The sequence below is a fragment of the Janthinobacterium sp. CG_23.4 genome (assembly GCF_029892305.1).
GTDB lineage: Bacteria > Pseudomonadota > Gammaproteobacteria > Burkholderiales > Burkholderiaceae_D > Janthinobacterium > Janthinobacterium lividum_D.
In genome coordinates this window covers 2,394,482-2,418,127 of record NZ_JARXUX010000001.1, presented here as the reverse complement: position 1 = coordinate 2,418,127, position 23,646 = coordinate 2,394,482, and the positions used below count along the sequence as shown (strand labels likewise).

Annotated in this window: 17 protein-coding genes and 1 pseudogene; 13 read left to right on the top strand and 5 right to left on the bottom strand. The window is 57.6% G+C overall.

What is annotated here, in order from left to right:
- Positions 1-191: 191 nt before the first annotated feature.
- The 8 genes from H4V96_RS10915 to H4V96_RS10880 all read left to right on the top strand — a co-directional run bounded on the left by H4V96_RS10915 (position 192) and on the right by H4V96_RS10880 (position 7,992).
- Complete coding sequence (locus H4V96_RS10915) at positions 192-545, top strand: hypothetical protein (protein WP_196855720.1); 354 nt, start codon at positions 192-194, stop codon at positions 543-545.
- A 1-nt stretch (position 546) separates the two neighbouring features.
- Entirely contained in the window at positions 547-1,932 is a 1,386-nt protein-coding gene (locus tag H4V96_RS10910; protein ID WP_196855721.1) for a TolC family protein, read from the top strand.
- On the top strand, positions 1,929-3,320 hold the full coding sequence (locus H4V96_RS10905; RefSeq protein ID WP_196855722.1) for a copper oxidase: 1,392 nt from the start codon (positions 1,929-1,931) through the stop codon (positions 3,318-3,320). Before H4V96_RS10910 ends, H4V96_RS10905 begins: the two co-directional genes overlap by 4 nt.
- 23 nt (positions 3,321-3,343) lie before the next feature.
- A complete protein-coding gene (locus H4V96_RS10900) occupies positions 3,344-3,673 on the top strand; it encodes a copper-binding protein (protein WP_196855723.1) in 330 nt (109 codons plus the stop codon).
- 21 nt (positions 3,674-3,694) lie between these two features.
- Complete coding sequence (locus H4V96_RS10895) at positions 3,695-4,063, top strand: copper resistance protein CopC (protein ID WP_196855724.1); 369 nt, start codon at positions 3,695-3,697, stop codon at positions 4,061-4,063.
- A complete protein-coding gene (locus tag H4V96_RS10890) occupies positions 4,064-4,963 on the top strand; it encodes a CopD family protein (protein ID WP_196855725.1) in 900 nt (299 codons plus the stop codon).
- A 32-nt stretch (positions 4,964-4,995) separates the two neighbouring features.
- Positions 4,996-5,508 (top strand): cupredoxin family protein, encoded by a 513-nt coding sequence (locus H4V96_RS10885; RefSeq protein ID WP_196855726.1) that lies wholly within the window; start codon positions 4,996-4,998, stop codon positions 5,506-5,508.
- A 99-nt stretch (positions 5,509-5,607) separates the two neighbouring features.
- Complete coding sequence (locus H4V96_RS10880) at positions 5,608-7,992, top strand: heavy metal translocating P-type ATPase (RefSeq protein ID WP_280720927.1); 2,385 nt, start codon at positions 5,608-5,610, stop codon at positions 7,990-7,992.
- Between the two features lie 201 nt (positions 7,993-8,193).
- Here H4V96_RS10880 and H4V96_RS10875 read toward each other — a convergent pair.
- The 3 genes and pseudogenes from H4V96_RS10875 to H4V96_RS10865 all read right to left on the bottom strand — a co-directional run bounded on the left by H4V96_RS10875 (position 8,194) and on the right by H4V96_RS10865 (position 14,205).
- Positions 8,194-11,348 (bottom strand): annotated as a pseudogene (locus H4V96_RS10875) (efflux RND transporter permease subunit).
- The gene (locus H4V96_RS10870) at positions 11,345-12,916 is read right to left on the bottom strand and encodes an efflux RND transporter periplasmic adaptor subunit (protein ID WP_196855728.1); all 1,572 of its coding nucleotides are present in this window, start codon (positions 12,914-12,916) and stop codon (positions 11,345-11,347) included. The pseudogene H4V96_RS10875 and the gene H4V96_RS10870 overlap by 4 nt, the downstream one beginning before the upstream one ends.
- Positions 12,913-14,205: a TolC family protein gene (locus tag H4V96_RS10865; RefSeq protein ID WP_196855729.1), complete on the bottom strand. Its 1,293-nt coding sequence runs from the start codon at positions 14,203-14,205 to the stop codon at positions 12,913-12,915. The genes H4V96_RS10870 and H4V96_RS10865 overlap by 4 nt, the downstream gene beginning before the upstream one ends.
- A gap of 808 nt (positions 14,206-15,013) precedes the next feature.
- Here H4V96_RS10865 and H4V96_RS10860 point away from each other — a divergent pair.
- The gene (locus H4V96_RS10860) at positions 15,014-17,986 is read left to right on the top strand and encodes a Tn3 family transposase (protein WP_280720926.1); all 2,973 of its coding nucleotides are present in this window, start codon (positions 15,014-15,016) and stop codon (positions 17,984-17,986) included.
- Between the two features lie 5 nt (positions 17,987-17,991).
- Entirely contained in the window at positions 17,992-18,966 is a 975-nt protein-coding gene (locus H4V96_RS10855) for an alpha/beta hydrolase (protein ID WP_196855731.1), read from the top strand.
- Positions 18,967-19,262: 296 nt separating this feature from the next.
- Here the strand turns inward: H4V96_RS10855 and H4V96_RS10850 are convergent, their stop codons facing one another.
- Both H4V96_RS10850 and H4V96_RS10845 read right to left on the bottom strand, forming a co-directional pair.
- On the bottom strand, positions 19,263-20,750 hold the full coding sequence (locus H4V96_RS10850) for an MFS transporter (RefSeq protein ID WP_280721182.1): 1,488 nt from the start codon (positions 20,748-20,750) through the stop codon (positions 19,263-19,265).
- A gap of 118 nt (positions 20,751-20,868) precedes the next feature.
- The gene (locus H4V96_RS10845; RefSeq protein WP_196855733.1) at positions 20,869-21,453 is read right to left on the bottom strand and encodes a GNAT family N-acetyltransferase; all 585 of its coding nucleotides are present in this window, start codon (positions 21,451-21,453) and stop codon (positions 20,869-20,871) included.
- Between the two features lie 97 nt (positions 21,454-21,550).
- Here H4V96_RS10845 and H4V96_RS10840 point away from each other — a divergent pair, with 97 nt between their 5' ends.
- From H4V96_RS10840 to H4V96_RS10830, 3 genes are all read left to right on the top strand, one after another.
- The gene (locus H4V96_RS10840) at positions 21,551-22,435 is read left to right on the top strand and encodes a LysR family transcriptional regulator (protein ID WP_043461937.1); all 885 of its coding nucleotides are present in this window, start codon (positions 21,551-21,553) and stop codon (positions 22,433-22,435) included.
- Positions 22,436-22,606: 171 nt separating this feature from the next.
- Entirely contained in the window at positions 22,607-23,119 is a 513-nt protein-coding gene (locus H4V96_RS10835) for a MarR family transcriptional regulator (RefSeq protein WP_196855734.1), read from the top strand.
- Positions 23,120-23,151: 32 nt separating this feature from the next.
- Entirely contained in the window at positions 23,152-23,604 is a 453-nt protein-coding gene (locus tag H4V96_RS10830) for a PaaI family thioesterase (protein ID WP_010398249.1), read from the top strand.
- The last annotated feature ends 42 nt before the right edge of the window (positions 23,605-23,646 follow it).

The following is a 23,646-nucleotide window of genomic DNA, read 5'->3' as shown; positions in this document are numbered from 1 at the left end:
GCAGGACAGCGGATACCTCGCCCTACTTTTGGAGGCATTGGCATGGAGCTGATAATGGCTACCACCCGTTCCTCGCGCCCCTTGAGCTCTTTTCACACCACCTTCCCCGCCGATTGCTGAAATCATGCACTGGCGTTCGCCTCACCTCGTGCTGTATCCACCCCGTAAGCAGTCAATTTTGAAAGAGAATCATGCAACGCTTCCACTTATTGCTTCTGGCAACGGTTAGCTTCTCGCCGGTTGTCTATGCACAATCGGCTCAACCCGCTAGCACCACTGCGGCGGTGACGGATGCTAAGGCCATAGTGCCGCCGCTGAAATATGTCTCTGCTTTTGCTGATGTTAAGCCGATTGGGGAAGCCCCGGTATCTCCAGATAAGGCCTGGATTCAGGCAAATCAAGATGTGACCGGGGGCTCTCAGCATGGCGCTCAGGGGGACATGACGATGGAAATGGTACCCGAGGCAAAAGGCCAGGAAAAACCCAAGCCGTCTTCGGCGAACGATCCGCACAAAGGCCATCAAATGAACATGAAAGGCAAATGACATGAAGCGATTATCGTTGCCAGCACCCAGTCGGGTAGCCACTGTATTCGGTGTGGTATTTCTTGCAGGTTGCGCTAGCTTTTCACCGGATGGTGGCTTAAATGATGTCTCTCGGTTAACGCAAGAGCGGATTGGACAAGTCAAGCCCTTCACGAAAGAGACGCTGAAAGACAGCCAGCAGTCCACTTCACAGGTGCAATCACTGCTGTCCGCGCCACTGACGCCTGATTCTGCGGTCCAGATTGCACTGCTCAATAATGCAGCGCTGAAGGTCTCCTTCGCTGAATTGGGAGTCTCGGAGGCTGAGTTTGTACAAGCTGGACGGATGCGCAATCCAAGTTTTAGTTTCGGCCGCATCAGCGGTGGTGGCAACGCGGAAATCGATCGCAGTGTGATGTTTGACATTGCGGGCCTGCTGACGCTGCCCACACGTCGACGCATTGAGCAAGGACGCTTTGAACAAGCAAAGCTGCTAACAGCTGCTCAGGCTGTGCAGTTGGCGGCAGAGACACGTCGGGCATATTTTATGGCGGTTGCGGCGGCCCAATCGGCCGCATTCGCGGAGCAAGTGCGTGGCGCCGCCGAAGCATCATCGCAACTTGCCGACAGCATGACCAAGGTCGGAAACTGGAGCACGCTTGACCAGGCCCGTGAGCGTGCGTTTTACCAAGATGCGTTGACACAGTTGGCGAGGACCAAGCATGAAGCAACAGCCACGCGCGAACAGCTCATTCGCCTCCTGGGCCTGTGGGGAGAGCAGCAAAACTTCACACTGCCGGACAGGTTGCCTCCTCTGCCGGAAAAGCCGCGGGAAACGGACAATGCGGAAGCACTGGCCATGTCACAACGCCTCGATATGCTGTCGGCCCGCCGCGAGACCGAAGCAACGGCCGCAGCACTTGGCTTAACAAAGGCAACTGGCTTCATCAACGTTTTTGATGCCGGCTACACCAACAAGAGTACGACAGGCTTGCCACGCGAGAACGGCTACCAGATTTCCCTCGAATTACCGATCTTCGATTGGGGTGGCGCCAAGGTCGCGCGGGCGGAAGCGCTCTATATGCAGTCCGTCCATCGCACCACCGACATCGCCGTGCGGGCACGCTCAGAGGTGCGGGAGGCCTACTCCGCATACCGTACCAGCTATGACATCGCCCGTCATTATCGCGACGATGTTGTGCCGCTGCGGAAAAAAATATCCGACGAGGTTCTGCTTCGCTACAACGGGATGCTTGCCAGCGTGTTCGAATTGCTGGCGGACTCGCGCGAGCAACTGATGAGCGTGAATACCGCCATCGAAACCCAGCGCGACTTTTGGATAGCGGAAACCAAACTTCAATCCGCCATCAGCGGTGGAAGTATGAACGATACAAGGACCATGCCATGATTTCACGTAGAGACTTTTTCAGAGGTGCAGGTGCTGTAGCGGTGAGTGCCGTTGCCGTTAGCAAGGCTGGTGCCGCGTCATTGCCTGAGGCAATGTTGATGGACAATGCCAAGACACACATTCCCCCGGCGCCCCCCACTGGACGGCCCTACAATCCGGTCGTGACCCTAAACGGCTGGTCATTGCCATGGCGGATGAAAAATGGCGTAAAGGAATTCCATCTGGTGGCCGAACCCGTAGTGCGTGAACTTGCACCAGGAATGAAAGCCAACTTGTGGGGCTATAACGGTCAATCCCCAGGGCCGACAATTGAAGTGGTCGAAGGTGACCGTGTGCGTATCTTCGTGACCAACAAGCTACCTGAGCACACCAGTGTTCATTGGCATGGACAGCGATTGCCGAACGGCATGGATGGCGTCACGGGCCTTACGCAACCGGGTATCGCTCCTGGAAAGACTTTCGTTTACGAATTCGAGGCCAAACGGCCAGGTACGTTTATGTACCATCCCCACGCCGACGAGATGGCCCAAATGGCAATGGGGATGATGGGATTCTGGGTCACCCATCCAAAGGATCCGTCGCTCCATGCTGTGGACCGTGATTTCGTTTTCCTGCTCAACGCGTATGACGTGGAGCCGGGAAGCTATACGCCAAAGATCAACACCATGCTGGACTTCAACCTGTGGACATTCAATAGCCGCGTATTTCCCGGCATTGACTCATTGCCAGTGCGCCAAGGTGACAAGGTACGCATCCGTGTCGGCAACCTGACGATGACGAACCACCCTATTCATATACATGGCCATGAGTTTTTCGTCACTGGCACGGATGGCGGCTGGACCCCACCGGCGTCGCGCTGGCCTGAAGTCACCACCGATGTCGCAGTAGGACAAATGCGCGCCATCGAGTTCGTCGCTACGGATCTGGGTGACTGGGCACTTCACTGCCATAAATCCCACCATACCATGAATGCAATGGGCCACTCAGTACCGACAATGATCGGCGTCAACCATCGCGGGGTTGCTGAAAAAATTAACAAAATCGTCCCTGAGTATATGGTGATGGGCGACAAGGGCGGCTCCATGGGAGGCATGGAAATGCCGCTGCCAGATAATACTTTACCGATGATGTCAGGTGAAGGACCGTTCGGTGGGGTTGAGATGGGTGGAATGTTCACCGTATTGAAGGTGCGCAAGGACCAGAAGCGCGGCGACTATTCCGATCCTGGCTGGTACAAGCATCCGGCCGGAACTGTGGCATACGAGTGGACGGGCGCCCTTCCTGAACCCGAACGTGCCACTAACGCTGGAGGGCAGTCGATGCCAACGATGAACAAACCCAATATTGAAGTCACTGTTCGTAAGCCGACCGGACATAGCGGTCACTAATTTTTTAACTGAAAGGAATCATCATGAAAAACCTGCACAAAGTTGTATTGGCAACCTTGATTGGCCTGTCATCCGTGGCAACGACCTCCGTGGCGTTCGCCCAGCAGCAGAGCGCCTCCGCGACGCAAGACGCGATGAGCGATGGGGAAATCAAGAAAGTGGACAAGGACGCCGGCAAGCTGACCATCAAGCATGGTGAGTTGAAGAACCTGGGCATGCCAGGGATGACCATGATGTTCAAAGTCAAAGAGCCGTCAATGCTCGACAAGGTCAAACAAGGCGACAAAGTACGTTTCGTGGTGGAAAAAGTTGGCGGCGCATTGACGGTCACCTCCATCGAAGCAGTCAAGTAAATTTAACAAAGAGAGTTGAAGATGAAGACCCTGCGGAACATTATTCTTGCCACATCCATATTGGCGGCAACGCTGGCTACCCCATTTGCCATGGCACATGCGAGCTTGAAGAGCGCCAATCCCGAACCTGGTGCCTCCCTGGCAGTTGCACCAAAGGCGATTACGCTGACCTTCAACGAAAAGGTGGAAGAAGCCTTTAGCTCAATCACTCTGAGTGATAGCGAAGGCAAAGCCGTCGCTGCAGGCAAGGCAAAGGTCGATGCCGCGAATCCAGCCGTCTTACGCTTGGAAGTACCAACATTGAACGCTGGTGCCTATACCGTGAGCTGGGCAGTTGCAGGACACGATGGACATCGTCGTAAAGGCGACTTGAAGTTCACGGTGAAATAAATGGACGCAGTCTCGCTGTTGCAAGTCAGTTCAGCTTTGCTGCTGAACCTCGGCTTTGCCTGGCTCGTCGGATCATGGTTTGCACGTTACTGGATGCGTTCCAGCGGCGTCAACCATGATTATTTCGAGCCTGCGCTGCGCAAACTTGACTTGATGGCGGCGGCAATCAGCACGGTTGCTAGTGCATCGGCACTATTGAGCGCGACGGCGATCATGGGAGGTGTGGGCCTGCGCGAAGCCTGCCCGATGTTCTGGATGATGGTGTCTACAACCGACTACGGACATGCAGGCTGCGCCACTATTGTGGCGATGCTTGCCCTCTTTCTTGTGCGATTAGTTGGCGGAATCGACCGCAGCAGCGATATTGCTGTCATTCTCCTTTTGGCTGTTTTTTCTGCAATACGGGCGTCCATGGGGCATGCGGGCGAGGAAGGCTTCTGGACTATTCCGCTAGCAGTTGAAGCAATCCATTTTTTTGCCATCGGCCTATGGACTGGTGCGGTGATGGTGTCCGGCTGGTTTGTTCTGCATGAGACGCGGATAAGGAAATTTGATACGGGGTCCACCGATCAATACCTCGAACTGATGTCCCAGGCAGCAATGCTTGCAGTAGTTGCCATTATTGCTACTGGCATCTACAGCGCCTGGCACCGAGTGGGGAGTTCCGAGCATCTTGTTCATACCACCTACGGCATCACTTTACTGGTCAAAGTTGCATTGGTCCTTCTTGCCATTGCCTTCGGCGGCTACAACAAATTTCGCGGACTACCTGCCGCCTCCCGCTCCTTGCGCGGCGTCACGCTGGTGAGAGTCGTTTTACAAGTAGAGACCTTGCTACTACTCGGTGCGCTGTTGGCGGCGGCAATTCTTACCACTCAACAACCACCTACCGCGATGTAATGCCGCGACGGTTTTCTACAAGAGAGTACGATATGAAAAAGATGACCTTAAATGCAATTGCAATAATGTTACTGGCCAGCTTGAGCACTTTCAGCAATGCTGCGGTGCCGGATATCAGCCCAGCAGCACATAGTGGCCACCAGCATGGCGCAAATGAGCAGAACGCATCTCTTGTGGGCAAGGCGGGCGACCCGAAAAAAGTGACGCGTACCGTCACTGTCGATATGAACGACACCATGCGCTTTAGCCCAGCGTCTATTGCCGTGAAACGGGGCGAGACCATTCGCTTTGTCGTCAACAATTCCGGCAAGATCAAGCATGAGATGGTCATTGGTTCTGAGAGCGAGTTGAAAGAACATGCCCAACAAATGGCAAAGTTTCCGGAGATGGAGCATGCGGAACCCAATCAGGTGACCCTAACGCCTGGAAAATCGGGAAGCATTGTCTGGCAGTTCGACAAAGCCGGCAAAGTGGAATTTGCTTGCTTACAACCCGGTCACTTTGAGGCTGGCATGAAGGGACTGGTATTGGTTTCTGCCAAATAGATGGCTTCATTCGGCGGGAATGTTCAATTCCCGCCGTTGCCGCAATAGCTGGTTCCACCACAGCCAACGAAACAGGCGAATCTGCCCAAGGAGTGATTCATGAGTAGAACTGACGCCGAGCATCATGCACACGAGCATCATCACGACAGCCACAGTAAAACTGAACCCGACGATGCGCGGCAGGCAGTAGACGAAAAACCATTCATTGACCCGGTATGCGGTATGCGCGTTGGCGCAAATCCCGAAAAAGAAATCACCTACAAAAGTACGGTCTATCACTTCTGTAGCGGGAAATGCATGACAAAGTTCAACGCAGCGCCAGATTCCTTCATCGATAGAGAGAATGCGGCGCCCGGACCCGAGCATTCGCTACAGCAGGGAGCAGTCTACACCTGCCCCATGCATCCAGAGATACGCCAGCCTGCACCGGGAACTTGCCCCATTTGCGGCATGTCGCTCGAACCTGAAATGCCGACGCTAGATGAGGCAGAAAATCCGGAGCTAGTCGATTTCCGCCACCGCTTCTGGTGGACGCTGCCTTTGACCCTGGTGGTGTTCCTGTTGGCGATGTTTGGACATGTGTTCCTTGAAATGGGGCTGCCAGGCCAAAACTGGATTGAATTCGCATTAAGTACCCCTGTCGTACTGTGGGCCGGCTGGCCATTTTTCAGGCGCTGGGCGCAATCGCTGGCACGCATGCGCCCGAATATGTGGACCTTGATTGGTTTTGGCGTAATGGCTGCCTATGGCTATAGTGTCGTCGCCACCATCGCACCGGGCTTCTTCCCGCCTACCTTTGCTGCACATGGCCGCATAGGCGTCTATTTTGAAGCCGCAGCAGTCATTGTTTCGCTCACGCTACTGGGACAGATACTTGAGCTGCGCGCACGCTCCCAAACTTCCGCCGCAATCAAATCCTTACTCGGACTCGCTCCGAAGACGGCTCGACGCATTCAGGATAATGGTACCGAAGACGATATTCCTCTCACGCACGTCCACGTCGGCGACAAACTCCGTGTCCGACCCGGTGAGAAGGTACCTGTTGATGGCGTAGTGCTCGATGGCGAGAGCTCGCTCGATGAGTCAATGCTGACTGGCGAGCCCTTACCTGTGACAAAGCGTCCCGGAGACACTTTGATTGGCGCAACGATCAATACCAGCGGGAGCCTGATTATGCGTGCCGAAAAAATCGGCAGCGACACGATGTTGTCTCAAATTGTACAAATGGTTGCGCAGGCACAGCGCTCCCGCGCGCCTATGCAACGACTCGCCGATAGTGTCGCAGGCTACTTCGTGGTCGTGGTGGTGTCCATAGCGCTACTGACGTTCGTGTTATGGGGAATGTATGGCCCTGAACCGAGCTGGGTCTTTGGCTTTGTAAACGCCGTTGCAGTACTGATCATTGCTTGCCCATGTGCATTGGGATTAGCCACGCCGATGTCCATTATGGCCGCCACAGGCCGCGCCGCCACCCAGGGAGTGCTCTTTCGGGATGCCGCGGCAATAGAAGACCTCAAGAAGGTCGACACACTGATTGTCGACAAGACGGGCACCCTCACTGAAGGTAAGCCTTCCTTTAACAGCGTGGTCGCAGCGCCCGGTTTCAAGGACGAAGACGTCCTGCAAATGGCGGCGAGCATCGACCAGGGCAGCGAACATCCTTTGGCGCACGCTATCGTCAACGAAGCGAACAGGCGAGCACTGGTGCTAACAAAACCTGACAGTTTTGAGTCCGCCAGCGGTATTGGCGTGCGCGGCACGCTTGGTGGGGTGCACATCACGCTGGGCAACACGGCCCTGATGGATGCTGACAAAGTCGATTGGAAACCGCTTGCAGACGTCGCGGAACGCTTGAGGACAGAAGGTGCTAGCGTCATGTATCTATCCTCTGACGGCGTTTTGGCAGGACTGATCGCCGTGTCGGATCCCATCAAGGCAACGACGCGTGAGGCCATAGAGGGCTTGCGCGCTGAAGGCCTGACCGTGATCATGGCGACTGGCGATGGGGTCACTACCGCACGGTCCGTGGCCGAAAGGCTGGGCATCACGGAGTTCTATGGCGAGGTAAAACCACAGGACAAGTTGGCTTTGGTAGAAAAACTGCAAAAGCAAGGCAAGGTGGTCGCCATGGCCGGCGATGGAATCAATGATGCCCCCGCGCTGGCGAAGGCTAACGTCGGCATTGCCATGGGTACAGGAACAGACGTGGCCATCAATAGCGCTCACGTAGCACTAGTAAAAGGAGATCTGCGTGGGATTGCTCTTGCCCGGCGAATCTCAGTGGATACCGTTCGCAACATGTGGCAAAACCTGGGTTTCGCCTTTATCTACAATGCATTGGGCATTCCCCTGGCTGCCGGCGTGCTGTATCCATTTACTGGCCAATTGTTATCGCCGATGATCGCCGCGTTAGCGATGAGCCTGAGTTCCGTGTCTGTCATTACCAATGCGCTGCGGTTACGTGGAAGCAACCGGCGCTCTTGAGCATCAATCAGGGTACCAATACCACCAGCCTCCTTGGCCGATTGGTAAAAATATGACGTGTCATGTGAAAACCCTATCACTACCTGGAAAGATGCGATCACCCCTGGCTGCACCAGATAAAACCGAACAACACCACCGCACACCTCGCGAAATACACGAAGTGCTTAGTCGAGCGGTAGGTGCCAAGCGGTCTCATGAAGGCTAACTCTCCTCTGCTGCTGCCGTGCCGACGGCACGGGTCTGACGCCGGCGTAGCAGCAGATAGACCGCAGGAACCACAAACATGGACAACAGCGGCGCGGTGATCATGCCGCCAACCATGGGCGCGGCGATGCGTTGCATGACCTCCGACCCGGTGCCGGTGCCCAGCATGATAGGCACCAGGCGGCGATAATGACCGCCACCGTCATCGCCTTGGGGCGCACGCGCAAGACCGCACCTTCACGAATTGCATCGAGCAGATCGGTTTCACTGGCGTTACCGTTCGCCAGACGTTCATCCCAGGCATGTTTTAAATAAAGCAACATGATGACGCCGAATTCGGCCGAGACGCCAGCCAACGCGATGAAGCCGACGCCGCCGGCAACTGACAGGTGATAGTCGAGTAACCACAGCAGCCAAATGCCGCCGGCCAGCGCAAACGGCAGCGTTGCCATGATCAAGGCCGCTTCGTCGAAACGCTTGAAGGTCAGATAGAGCAGCACGAAGATAATAAGCAAGGTCGCTGGCACGACGATTTTGAGTTTTTCAGTGGCACGCTCCAGATATTCGAACTGCCCCGACCATGCAATGGAGTAACCCGCCGGCAATTTGACTTCCCTGGCGACGACTTGCTTCATGTCATACACAGTCGAACTCAAGTCGCGATCGCGAATATCGACATACACCCAGCCTGACAGCCGGGCATTTTCACTCTTGAGCATCGGTGGACCGTCGTCGATGCGGATCGCGGCGACATCACCCAGCCGGATTTGCGCCCCCCGCTCTGTCAGCACCGGTAACTGGCGCAGTTTCTCGACTGAATCGCGCACCTCGCGTGGATAGCGCACATTAATCGGGAAACGCTGCAATCCTTCGACCGTTTCACCGATATTGTCGCCGCCGATCGCCGCTGACACCACGCTTTGCACATCTGCAATATTCAAGCCGTAGCGGGCGGCCGCGTCGCGATCGATGTTGACGTCGATGTACCGTCCGCCATTCAGGCGCTCGGCCAGCGCTGAGGAGACGCCCGGCACCTTCTTGACTGCGCGTTCTATCTCACCAGTGATGCGGTCAATTTCCTGCAAGCTAGCGCCTGCGACCTTGACGCCGACCGGGCTTTTGATACCGGTGGCCAACATGTCAATCCGGTTGCGGATCGGCGGCACCCAGATGTTGGACAGCCCAGGCACCTTGACGGTGCGATCCAGTTCCTGTATCAATTTTTCCGGCGTCATGCCAGGGCGCCACTGATCGCGCGGCTTGAACTGGATCATGGTTTCGAACATTTCCAGCGGCGCCGGATCAGTGGCGCTCTCGGCTCGGCCGGCCTTGCCGAAGACGCTTTGTACTTCAGGTACCGTTTTGATCAGCCGGTCGGTCTGCTGCAACAACTGTGCGACCTTGCCGGCCGACAGACCGGGCAACGCCGACGGCATGTACAGCACATCGCCTTCATCCAGTGGCGGCATGAATTCGCCGCCGAGCCTGGTCATGGGCCAGATCGTGATGGCTGCTACCAGTGCTGCCGCCAGCAAAGTCAGCTTTGGAAAACGCAGTACGACATCGAGCAAGGGGCGGTATATCGCGATCAGGAAACGATTAAGGGGATTCTTTTGCTCATCGGGAATCCGGCCTCGGATCAGATAGCCCATTAAAATGGGAATCAGCGTCACCGCCAACCCAGCCGCCGCCGCCATCGCATACGTCTTGGTAAAGGCCAGCGGCGAAAACATGCGCCCCTCCTGCGCTTCCAGAGTGAACACGGGAATGAACGAGAGAACGATGATCAAAAGCGAAAAGAACAGTGCTGGCCCGACCTCAACCGCAGCGTCGCCAATGACGCGCCAGTGCTCATTGCCCTTCAGCTGTTTACCCGGATGGGCATGATTCCAGGCTTCAATATGCTTATGGGCATTCTCGATCATTACCACGGCGGCATCGACCATCGCGCCGACGGCTATGGCGATACCGCCCAGCGACATGATATTGGCATTAACTCCCTGATAATACATGACGATAAAAGCGATCAAGATACCGATCGGCAGCGTGATAATGGCCACCAGCGCCGAGCGCAAGTGAAACAGGAACAGCGCGCAGACCACAGCGACAACAATGAATTCCTCGATCAGCTTTTCTTTCAGGTTACTCACGGCGCGCTTGATCAGGCTCGACCTATCGTAGGTTGGGACGATCTCGACGCCGGGCGGCAAGCTCGCTTTTAGCTTTTCCAGCTTGATCTTGACAGCATCGATGGTTTCCAGCGCATTTTTCCCGGAACGCATGATGATTACGCCGCCAGCAACTTCGCCCTCGCCATTCAATTCGGCAATCCCTCGCCGCATCTCCGGCCCAATCTGGATGCGCGCGACATCGCCCAGCCGGACCGATACGCCAGCGTCAGTCGTCGTCAACGGAATCTTGCGGAAGTCGTCCAGCGACTTCAGATAACCGGAGGCCCGTACCATGTATTCAGCCTCGCCCAATTCCAGCATGGACCCGCCCGTTTCCTGGTTGGCTTTCTGCACGGCGTCGACGATTTTGCCATGCGGAATGTTATAGGCGCGCATCTTGTCCGGATCGAGCACGATCTGGTACTGGCGCACCATGCCGCCAATGCTGGCCACTTCCGAGACGTTGGGTACCGCTTTTAACTCATACTTGAGAAACCAGTCCTGCAAGGCGCGTAATTGCGACAAATCGGTCTTGCCGCTACGGTCGACCAGCGCATATTCATAGACCCAGCCGACGCCAGTCGCATCCGGTCCCAGCGCGGTTTTTGCCTGCGGTGGCAGGCGTGATTGCACCTGGTTCAGATATTCCAGCACGCGTGATCGCGCCCAGTATGGATCGGTACCGTCCTCAAACAGAATATAGACGAAGGAGTCACCGAAAAACGAGTATCCGCGCACCGTCTTGGCACCCGGTACTGACAACATGGTGGTGGTCAGTGGATACGTGACCTGGTTTTCAACGATTTGTGGTGCCTGCCCCGGATAGCTGGTACGGATAATAACCTGCACGTCCGACAGGTCGGGAATCGCATCGAGCGGCGTGCGCGCGAGCGACCAGATGCCCCAAACCGTAATGAAGACAGTCGCCAACAAGACCAGAAAACGGTTGCTGATAGACCAGCGGATCAGTTTTGCGATCATTTCGCCACTCCCGCGGGTGCCTTCGTGCCGCCCATGGGCATGTTTCCGACTTTCGGCACACCGGTAGCTTGCGCAATAGCCGCGATCTCGAAGCTGCCATCCTCGCCTTGCTTGATCTCGAATGCAACACGGTCACCTATACGAATATTGGGTGGCAACCCATTGGACGGCAATTTGAATCCCATCGTCATCGCACCCCACTTCAGCGATGTGATAGGGCCATGCGAGATGGTGATCTCATCCTTGCCGATCTGTTCGACCTTGCCTACGCCATGGTGGCGCGGGGGTACCTGGTCTGCGTCCGGGGATGGCGTATCGCTCAAGCGTGTCGTGGTTCCCTTCAGGCTGGCCTCGGAATCGACCAGGAACTGCGCCGAGACGACCACTTTCTGGCCAGCGGACAGGCCCTTGCGGATTTCGGTGAGACCATTGCCTTCGCTGCCGACCTCCACATCGACGGGCATAAACTTGCCACCCTCCTGGGCAAGCATGACAACGCTGCGTGTACCCGTCTGGATGACTGCCTCCGATGGCACCTGCAAAACATCGGCGCCATTGTTTGACGCGAAGGTCAACGTAGCAAACATGCCGGGCAACAACTGGGCGCCGGGGTTAGCCAGCTCCACACGGGCTTTCAGGGTTCGCGTCGTAGCATTAACTTCCGGCAAAATGGCATTCACCTTGCCTTTGAAAATACTTCCGGGTAGCGCTTGTACCCGCGCTTCGACGGCATCACCGGGGCGAACCTTGGCCGCCACGCTCTCGGGCACTTCCGCGTTGACCCACACTGTCGCGAGCCCATTGATGCGAAACAGCGGTGCACCGGCGGAGACGGTCATTCCTTCCCGGGCGCCAAGTTCTGCGATCACACCGTTGATGGGTGCTGAGACTGTCAGGCGAGGATGGACCTTGCCACTCGATTCGACTAGCCGGATTTGCACCTCACTCATACCAACTAGCCGCATGCGCTGGCGGGCAGCGTCGACCAGGGATGCTGTTTCATTGCCTTGCATACGACGGCTCGCCAGATAGTCTTCTTGTGCCGCTATCCAATCAGGCACATACAAGTCAGCCAAGGGTTGCCCCTTTTTCACTGGATCGAGCAGGGCACGCGCATACAAGCGCTCTACAAATCCACCGCTACGCGCCTGCACCAGTGCCACGTCGCGCTCGTTATAGGCAACGTTACCGACGGCAACCAAGCCGGCGGACATCCTTCCTGATGTGACGAGCGCTGTACGCACGCCCAGGTTTTGCTGGACCCGCGGGCTGATCGTAACATTACTGTCCTCACCATCCCCCGCAGCATAGACGGGCACTAGCGGCATATCCATGAACGGTGACTTACCGGGTTTGTCAAACTTCTGGCCCGGCACCATGGGGTCATGCCAATATAATGGTTTCTTGTTGGCAGCACTCGCGGCGCCTGCTGCGTTGCCGGATACCGCCTTGACGTCACCTAGCGATACTGCCTGATGTGCCTGTCGTACACCAAACTGGTAACCGGCAAAAGCGACCGCTGCAAGGGCACCCGCAAGTACTAGGACGCGTAATTTCTTATTGTTCATTTGAATTCCTGCTGGCGATGTACTGCGGAAATCTGCGTGATTGCGATGTCGGGAAAGAGGAAGCGAAGCTGTGCCCAAAACTGGGCTGTATTCATCTGCAACTGCAGCAACTGAACGTGCATGTCCGCACTGTTACGCCTGGCAGCGAGCACCTCAGCCAAAGAGGCTTTTCCGCCACGATAGGAGGCCAGGACCGCTTGGCTTCGCTCGTCGGCAAGGGGCAATAGTTGGAGCGCGTAGCGCTCGCTACGTTCTTGGCCGCTCCTCCATTCGATGAGCAAGGCACGGATGTTGGCGGCATCTTCTCGCAGCAGTTCGTCGCGTTCGCTCCTCGCTTGTTCGACCAAGGCGAGTTTGGAGCCTAGTTCGCGGTCCTGCCGGTTTTTGCGATCCCACTGTAATGGCAGGGATAGGCCAACGGAGACCATGTTCGAGTAGGCCGCGCCGCGCTGCTGGAATGCGAACTCGATACTCCAGTCCGGATGCCGATTCGCTTGCGCCAGATTGACGTCGGCCTGGGCGACTTCTTCCTGCCGATTCAACACCATGATCTGCGGGCGGTGCGCCAGTTCAGTGTCGAGCAACACCGGGTCCAGAGGGATGGTGCCCAAGTCGGGCATGCTGGCATCGGCAAGTTCGCCGCTGCTGCCGGTCCAACGCACCAACATGTTTTTTGCCGTATTGAGGTCGCGTTCGACCTGACTGGCTCGGTCCTCAAGGGTTAACAAGGCAGAACGCGCAGCCAGCACGTCAGCCTGGCTGCCACGCCCGCCCCGATAGGCGGCCGTAGCGGCGTCAATTTCCTGGCGGGAAAAGACCACTTGTTCTGTCAGAACAACTGACATTTTCCGAATGTAGTAGACGTTGAGCCAGGAGATCGCCGCGTCGCGCTGAATCGCGGCGAGTGCGACATCTTTTTGCGCCTGCGCCTTGTCGGCTTCGCGCTCAAGACGTGCGGAACGCCAGCGCAATTTATCGGCGCGTGTCAGTTCCTGCGAAATGCCGATGCGCCGCATCGTCATGAAATCCCCGCTCAAACTAAAGCGATCACTGCCACTTAAGGGCACATTATCGATGCCGACCTTGAGAGTGGGATCGGGGCGCTGCGCCACCGCTACCGCCATTTCATGTGCAGCGACAGTTGCCTGGTCCTGCGCATGAAGTTGGCGCGAGCGGGCGACAGCCTGCTGCAGCGCCTCGGTGAAGGTGATTGGCAGGGGGGCCGCGCGCGCATCATGAACGAAGGCAAGCAGCGGAAAAGTAAGGGCGAGAGCGAGCGTCGTCTTCATGAATGGGCGAAGACGGACGACGCGTGCATGCGACTGCACGGAGTACGGGATTGGCATGGCAGCTCCAGAATGCGATGGGCAACAACGCCCTGTCGAACCCGACAAGGCGATGACGATCTAGGCAGTCTGGAGTATCAAATACGGAAACAGCAATGACGGATAGCGATAGGCGGTGCTGTTGGCCTCGCCAAGGTAATGAGCAAAGGAGGTTTTGTTGAATACACTACGGGAGTGTCATAAATAGCTAACGTCAAAAGCAGGACAACAGGGACGAAAGATGGGGGGTCGGCGACAGGTGTCTTGTCCAGCGACTGCCTGGATGCATCTCCAACAGCATAAATTTGACACAACGTCGACTGGTCACTGTCCATGCCAGCGCAATCTGTCATCGCGGGCGTCGCAGATGCCCCAACACCTGCGGCTACAACAGAGCCACCGCCTCCCATCGGTACGCCAGGGCACAGGTACGAAGCAACCGCATGCTGCATGAACAGCATGCTAAGTATCGCGACAAGAGTCGTGAACAATCTCACTGTGCGGGAGGTCTTCATAAACTATCTATATGGACAGTAATCGTAGCCTAGGTTGTATCAAACCCACTGTCAAGGTATTGCTGCGCTGCACTTGACCGTGACCAAGTACGGATCCGAATGACAGGTATCATCACTTTACGCATTACCATAATGGGAAGGTCAAAGACATATGTCGCCGGATTGGAATGCTTTACGTTTAATTGCTTGACAAAAAACTTGCAATCGATGCACCATTTCCGGCAATTCCCTCACTGGACCGGTGTCGACTGATTTCAATGACGAATATTCATGAAACGGCTTATCCACGCCTGAAACAAGAGTTCACTGTGCAGGAGCTCGGGGCGATCTACACGCCTTCGCGCGCTCAAATTGACCATATCTTCACTCTTTATCGCCAAGCATCGCATCGTACTTTTTTGCTGATCCAACTTATGCTGCTGCAAAGGCTTGGTTATTTCGTCCCCTTGTCGAGCGTCCCGGCTATCGTGGTGCGGCATATCTGCGAACATAGCGGTCTGCGCGTTCCGGCAAAACGGGCACTGGCACAATATGATCAATCCGGTAGCAAGACAATACACCAGCGCCGTCTGCGCGGGTACGTGGGGATCCGGGTGATGGACTCGTCCGATGAATACTGGTTGGAAGATCAGGCCCTGCAGGCTGCCCATACCAAGCAGGAACTACCCGACATTATCAATGTCCTGATTGAGGAGTTGGTCCAGCGTCGCCTGGAACTGCCTGGATTCACCTACTTGTTCAGGCTGGCTCGCCAGTCCCGCACCAGCGTCAACGACGGCATCTATAAGGCGGTGGCTGGCGGATTGCCAACTTGCGTGGTCGAGCGTCTTGAACACATGCTCACTGCCGGTGAGAACCTGCGCATATGGGATAGCCTCAAACGCGAGCCGAAGCAGCCCAATGTGCGTGCGGTGACGGATTTCTTGGCCCACATTGACACCATGATCGCGCTGGCGCAGGACCTGCCCAATACTGAGGCCATCGCCGCAACCAAGCGTGAACAACTCGTTTTGGAGGCGCGTGCCCTAGATGTGGCGGAAATGCGGCGGATCAAGCCACTCAAGCGCCACACCCTCATCGTGCTGCTGATTCAAAGCCAGTTGCAGAAGGCAATGGACGATATCGCCGAAATCTTCATCAAGACCATCCGCAGCTTGCATAACGGCGCCGAGGAACGGTTGCGGCAATATCACCTGCAGCACGCCGAACAGATTGAGCGTTTGATCGGACAGTTCCGCGAAGTGCTGACCGTCCTGAGCGAAGAGGCCAGCGAAGAGGAGCGCGTCGCCCGGGTCGAGCAATCCCTCGACGGGGATCTGGCGGCATGGATTACTGAATGCGACGAGCACATGGCGTATGCTGGCAATAACTATTATCCGTTCATGCTGGTCGGGTATGTCGGCAAGCGCAGCCTGCTCTTCAAGTGCCTCGAAGCGCTCAGCCTGAAATCCAGCTCCCAGGATCAGAGCCTGCTGGCGGCGATCGTCATCATCCAAAAGCATCGCTCCAGCCACAAGGAACAACTGCCAGCGGCAGAAGGTGCGCTACCTGAATTGGCACTGGACTGGATGTCCGATAAGTGGCGCAAGCTGGTTTTTGGCCGAGTCGCAGCCAACGCCCCAGCGAGTGTGCATCGCAAGTATTTCGAACTCGCCGTGATGACGGAAGTCATGGATGAACTCAAGTCGGGCGATCTGTACGTCGAGCACAGCGGCGACTACGATGATTATCGCAACCATTTGGTGGGATGGGAAGAATACGAGCGCGAGGTTAAAGCCTATGGCGAACTAGTAGGGCTGCCGGTAGAGGCACAGGCTTTTGTCGCGCAGTTGCTGGAAAAATTGGGCAACCTGGCGCGCGACGTCGACAGCCGCTTCCCGGAGAATAGCCTTGCCGATATCGACGGGAGCGGCATTGTGATCCGTCGCATGGAGCGTCCAAAGCCGCCGCCGGAACTTGACGCCATCGAGCAGATGGTCACCAATGAAATGGATCCGGTGAGCATCCTTGATGTATTGACCGAGACAGAAAAATGGTTGGACTTGCATAAACTCTTCGGTCCGTTGTCCGGCTTCGAGGCCAAAGTAGACGATCCGCGCAAGCGCTTCATCACTACGTTGTTTTGCTATGGTTGTAACCTGGGCGCCACGCAGACCGCGCGCTCGATCAAGGGCTTGAGCCGCAGGCAGGTGGCCTGGCTCAATCTCAAGCATGTCACCGAGCAGCGCCTGGACAAGGCAATCGTCAAGGTGATCAATGCATACAACCGCTTCGCGTTGCCACGTTATTGGGGTTCGGGAAAGAGCGCGTCGGCCGACGGTACCAAATGGAACATTTACGAGGCTAATCTGCTTTCTGAATACCATATCCGCTACGGTGGATACGGCGGCATTGGCTACTACCATGTGTCCGACAAGTACATCGCGTTGTTCAGCCACTTTATTCCATGCGGAGTCTATGAGGCGGTTTACATCCTTGATGGCCTGATTAACAACCAATCGGATATCCAGCCAGATACGCTGCACGGCGATACGCAGGCCCAAAGCACACCTGTGTTTGGCCTGGCTTCACTGCTGGGTATCGACCTGATGCCGCGCATCCGCAATATCAAAGATCTGGTCTTCTTCAAGGCGGACAAGGCCGACCAGTATGACAATATCGGCAGCTTGTTCCGTGGATCGATCGACTGGGAACTGATCGCGCGCCATCTGAAGGACATGCTGCGCGTCGTCATTTCCATCAAAGCGGGCAAGATCGCGCCATCGACGATCCTGCGCCGCCCAGGCACGGCTAGCCGCAAGAACAAGCTCTACTACGCGTTCCGCGAGCTCGGCAGGGTACATCGGACCATGTTCCTGCTCAAGTACATCAACGACGCGGAACTGCGTCGTACCATTCACGCCGCTACCAACAAGAGCGAGGAATTCAACGGCTTCATCAAATGGCTGTTTTTTGGGGGCGAAGGTATCATTGCCGAAAACGTTCGGCACGAACAGCGCAAGGTTATCAAATACAACCAGCTCGTTGCGAACATGGTCATCTTGCACAATGTCCATGAGATGACGCGGCTCCTCAAGGCAATACAAGCCAAGGGATATGTGCTAACGGAGGAGGTACTTCGCGGCTTAGCGCCATATCGTAAAGGGCACATCAACCGATTCGGCGAATACATGCTGAACCTTGAGCGAGAGGTGACCCCGATGAACTACAAAGTCGAATTTACTAAATAAATCAATTGGTTAGACTTCTTTTTGCGGTAAAAGCCGCAATCCCGGCCGGCCCTCTGAAAGCGCTGATCGAAGGCGAACGCGGAAGCAAGAAGCCGCCCGTGTATGTATATGGCGTGTCCTACGGCACGCAGCTGGTCTTGCGCACCTTGCAGCTGGGGCCGCTGCCCGTCAAGGGCGTCATCCTCGACTCGATGGTGCCGCCGCAAACGGATGCGCGCTGGGACTTGAGCCAGCGTTCGCACGTGGTCAACACGGTCGGCATGCAGGTGCTGGCCCGCTGCGACGCGCAGGCATCCTGCCATGCGGAACTGGGCGAGCCGGCCGCAACCCTGTACCGGCGCGTGCTGGACAAGGCGCAAGCCGATCCCGCCTTGCTGGCGAAGATTCCCGGCAAGAACCTGAAAAACTTTTTGGGCGCCATGCTCGACGTGCCGGCCGTCCGCGCCCGCATCGCGTATCTGCTGCGCGACCTGGACCAGGGCGGCGATGCGGAACTGGCATCGGTGCGCGCCATGCTGACGCAGGCGGCGGCCAGCCTGGGCAACTATCCCCAGTCGCCGCTGTCGATACCGCTGGTCAACATCATCAGCAATTCGGAAAATAATCTGCAGCCATCATTGCGCCCCGGCTGGGCCGCCATCGACATCGACCGCGAAGAGGCGGACTTGCTGTTTGCCAGTCCCCTGCCCCGCATCCTGCTGGGTGGCGGCTTGCCGACCTACCCGCGCGACGCCTATTTCGGGGCCTTGCCGATGAAAGTGCCACCAACCCTGGTGCTGCAGGGAACACTGGATCCGAAGACGCCGTACGCGGGCGCACAGGCGCAAGTGCAGGTTTTGACGCAGAGCAAGGCCGGCAAGGTGGCGCTGTCCACCGTGCACAACGCTACGCATTTCCTTTTATGGACGGCGCCTGCCTGCTTTGAACAGGCCAGTACCCGCTTTATTGCCGGCAAGCAGGCGCAGGATTGCACGCTATAGTTTCCGGCCACTAGATAGAATAGGACGACTGGTGGCCGCCGGCGCCGTTCTACGCCACGCCACAGGCGCTCGCCGCCGCCGAGGCGGCCGATGACTATTCGTACCTTCAGTTCATCGGCCTGCGCGGCGACGGCATGTTCGCCAAGGTCGACCAGCCCGCGCTGGGCACGCGTCCGCGCCGGCCAGGGATGTTACGGTGCTGAAACGCGCCGTGCACGAGCCCAACCAGGCCGTGCACGACGCCCAATGAACCGTCTTGCGCGACAAGGTGGCGCCGTGGCTCAAGCGTTGACGGATCAGATCGAGCAGATCGCGCGGCGCACCCGCAAATGCAGGTGGCGAATCGCCATGGCCGAGACTATCAAAATGCCCGACGCCGTGGCCAGCACGACAATAAATGCCTTGTCGAAGGCCGAACGGGCCAGCGCCGACACTTGCAAGCCCAGTTCGGCCGGCAATTGCTCGGCGGCCAGCAGTGCCGCGTCGAGCGTGTCATGCGCATTGGGCAACAGGCCCGCGCTTTCCGGGATCACCAAAGTGGCGCTGTAGACGGCCGACAGGATGGTGCCCAGCACCGTCACGCCGATCACGGCGCCCAGCTCGTACGACACTTCCTCGATCGAGGCAGCCATGCCGGCTTGCTGGGGAGCGACGTTGAGCATCACGGCGCTGGAGGCGGCCGTCATGACGGCGCCCAAGCCCAGGCCCAGAATCACCAGGCTGACCACTTGCGCCGAGACGGCGGCGTCATGCAGCACCAAATACAATGCCATGCCTATACCGGACAGCAACAATGAACCCCACAGTACCATGGCCTTGTCGGCGCGCGGCAGCATGAAACCCGTCAATGGTCCCGCAAACACGGAGGCCAGCGGCAGCGGCAACAGCAGCAAGCCCGCTTCCAGCGGCGACAATTCACGCACCAGTTGCATGTGCTGGCTCAGCGCCAGTTCCATGCCGATCAGGGCTGCGGAGGCCACCATGGCGGCAGCGACGGCGCTGGAAAACGGCAGTTCGCGGAACAGGGCGAAGTCGATCAGCGGCTTGGCTTGCCGTTTTTGGCGGCGCACAAATTTGAGCATGAAGAAGGCGCCCACGGCGAACGAGGCGGCAGCCAACGCATACGAAGGCTGCGACTTGCCCAGCTCCTTGATCGCATACACGCCACCGAGCAGGCCCATCATGATTTGCAAAGAACCGGCCAGATCCCACGGCTTGTCGCGGTTACCAGCCCGTTTCGGCAGGACGATGGTGGCCAGCACCAGGGTCAGCAGGACGATGGGCACGTTGATCAGGAAGACGGAACCCCACCAATAGTGTTGCATCAGGAAACCACCGAGCACGGGACCGAAGGCGGCGCCGCCGGAGGCAATCGCCGCCCACACGCCGATGGCAAACGAGCGCTCGCGGTGGTCCGTAAAGGTCAGGCGGATGATGGACAAGGTGGCCGGCATCATCAGGCCGGCACCGATGGCCAACAGCACGCGGGCAAAGATCAGCCATTCGGGCGCGGGCGAAAACGCGGCGCATAGCGAGGCGGTGCCAAACACGGCCAAGCCGGCAAGGAAAACGGGCTTGTGGCTCAAACGGTCACCGAGCGTGCCGAGGCCGGGTAGCAGGCCGGAGACGACCAGCGCGTAGACGTTGATGATCCACAGTTTTTGCGAGGATGTGGCCTGCAAGTCGCGCGTCAGCGCGGGCAAGGCGGTGTAGAGCACGGTCATGTCGACCACGATCAGGAACAGGGCGCTGGAGACGATGGCCAGCGTCAGCCATTTTTTCATTGGATGCATAAACAACTCATGTATTATTTAACAACTATCGGTTTGGATGAATTTGGTGCTGCGCAAATATTTACGTTCCAGGCTGCCACGGGCCTGGCCTTGTCGGGGGCGGCGGGCGTCAGCCACGGTCGCCATCCTTGTCATCCACGGCGGCGCTCGCTGTGCCAGCGTCGAGTTCGCGCAGCATGACGACGGACACTTGCTTGAAGCCACGGCCCCGGAAAAATGTTTGCGCCGTCAAGTTGTGCGCGCCGCATTCGAGGAACAAGCGGGCGATGCCGTGGCTGCGCAGCTCGTCGGCGACCCACTCCACCAGCTGACTGCCGATGCCGCTGCCGCGCACGGAGGGCAGCAAGACCAGGTCATCGAGCGCGGCGAATGATTTCGAGGCGCGCTGGCGCGTATCGATGGAGACCAGGGCCATGCCGACGATGGCGTCGCCGGCAGTGGCGACGGCCAGCAGGGTCGAATCGCCATGCGCCCAATCGTGCGACAGGGCGGCGCGGATTTCGCCGCGTATCACCTCAGGCAAGTCAGCGCGCCAGTTGCCAGGCGCGTCGGCGCGTTCGCCCTGCAGTTCCGAATGGGAAATATAATCGGCGCTGACGTTGTCAAGATATAACTTGCACAAGGTATCTTCGGCGCTGGCGTCGTGACACCAGTTGAAGCTGATGGCGGGGGTATGGGCTTGGGCGTTTTTCATGGCGGATCTCATGTTGTTGAATTGGTAAAGGCATTTTATGTCGCCCCTGAATGGCATTCAAGTTAAAATCCATCTGAAAAACAGATAGGTGGAAGCCATGCAATGGACATTGGAACAAATGCGCTACTTTGAAGCGTCCGTCGCGGCCGGTTCTTTCTCGGGCGCGGCACGCCGGCTGGGGCGTGCCCAATCGGTGGTCAGCACCTCGATTGGTTTGCTGGAGGCGGAATTGGGTGTGGAACTGTTCGACCGCTCGCGCCGCAGCGCCGTGCTGACGGAAGCGGGCAAGGTGATGCACCTGGAAGCGTGCGAACTGTTGCGCCAGGCCGAGCGATTGCAGTTGCGCGCCCAGCTGTTGAGCGCGGCGCCGGAAGCTCAGCTGACCCTGGCCCTGGACGAAGCCCTGCCCTATCTGGCCATCAGCAAGTTGGTCAAGGAGTTGGCGGCGCGCTACCCGGCGCTGGAACTGGTGATGCTCAACGCCACCGCGTCGGAAGTGGCGCAATACGTGGAGCAGCAACAAGCCGACGTGGCCTTCCACTTCGACCGTGGCCCCATCTCGCCTGTGCTCGAACAGCAGCATATCGGCAGCGTGGCACAAGGCGTATTCGTGGCAAAAGGCCACGCGATGGCGCATGGCCAGGAAGTGAGCCGCAACGAGCTGACCCGCTACCGCCAGCTGATAATGGATTCCGAGCTGAACCGCGAACACGCCTTCAGCCCCGCCGTCTGGTTTTCCGACAGCTTTTACAGCATTGCGGAAATGGTCGCCGACGAGCTGGGCTGGGCGATTTTGCCGCTCAACATCGCCAACTACGACAATTACAAAGGATATCTGCAGGAAGTACCCTGCCCTGCGCTGGCCCTGTCGCGCCTGCCCGTGCGGCGCCTATCGATTCATGGCAAGAAGCTCAGCGAGACGAGTTTGTGGCTGACGAGCAGATTGGCAGAATTATTGCTCGATGGGCCACGGCTGGGATGATACGCGCGCACCGCGCCGCAATCGGGCGGCGCTGGCCATCGGCTGCATCGGCGGTATCGTCAAGCCGACGCGCGCGCCGCGTATCTGGCGGCAATCTTGTGCACACTGGCACACTGCCCGATGCCAGAGCGACCCACACCTTGAAAACTTGCTGCGCTTGATTTATTACGCATGCGTAGTAATATGCTGCGCATGCGTAACAATACCTCGCCCCAGCCAGACCTCCCCGATGCCGTAGCCTGCCCGCTAGGAGAGCGTTCGCCGCACCTGTTTAATCTGCTCAACCTGGCGCGCCAGAACTTGTTTCGCTCGGCCGATGCCGTCTTGAGCGGTGAACTGGGGTTTTCCGGCACGCAAGTCGTCGCCTTGTTTGCCCTGAAGAGCGAGGAAGGCTGCCAACTGAAGGATCTGGGCCGCGCGCTGCAACTGAAAAACTCGGCCGTGACGGGCTTGGTGGCGCGCATGGAAGAGAACGGCCTGATCATACGTGGCCAGTGTGCGCTTGATGCGCGCGCCGGTGCCTTGCGCCTGTCGCCCAAGGGCGCTGACGTACTGCGCGCCGCCCTCCCCTTGCTCGACAGCCTGAATACACAATTGCAAGCAGGTTTCAGCGAAGCAGAGCTGGCCGTCGTCGCCCGCTTCCTGCTGCATGCCTCGCGCCTGCGTTTCCAACAAGACATTTAACCTTACCCTTACCCTTACCCACAGGAGTTACCATGCACCCCAACGACATGACCGGCTTGCAATTGATGCAAGCTTTCGCGCAAGGCTTGTTCCCCCGGCCCGGCATTTCCAAGACCATACCCATGGATGCGCACACGGTGGAGCACGGCAAAGTCATTTTCACGGCGACGGCGAATGAAAACCACACCAATGCCATGGGTGGTGTGCACGGCGGTTTCGCCGCCACCGTGCTCGACACGGTCACCGGTTGCGCCACGCACACAGTCTTGCCCGCTGGCGAAAGCTATGGCACGACAGACCTGAACATCAAGATGTGCCGTCCCCTGCCGTTCAACGTGACCGTCTTCGCGGAAGGCAAGGTCATCAATGCGGGGCGCAATCTGGTCATTTCGGAAGGCACGATCCGCGACGAGGCCGGCAAGGTATACGCCCATGCGACGGCCACCTGCATGATCATCCGCCCGCGGGAGCAAGCCGGCGCATAATATGCACTGGCCGCAGCGCCGATGCGCAAAGCCAGGCGGACC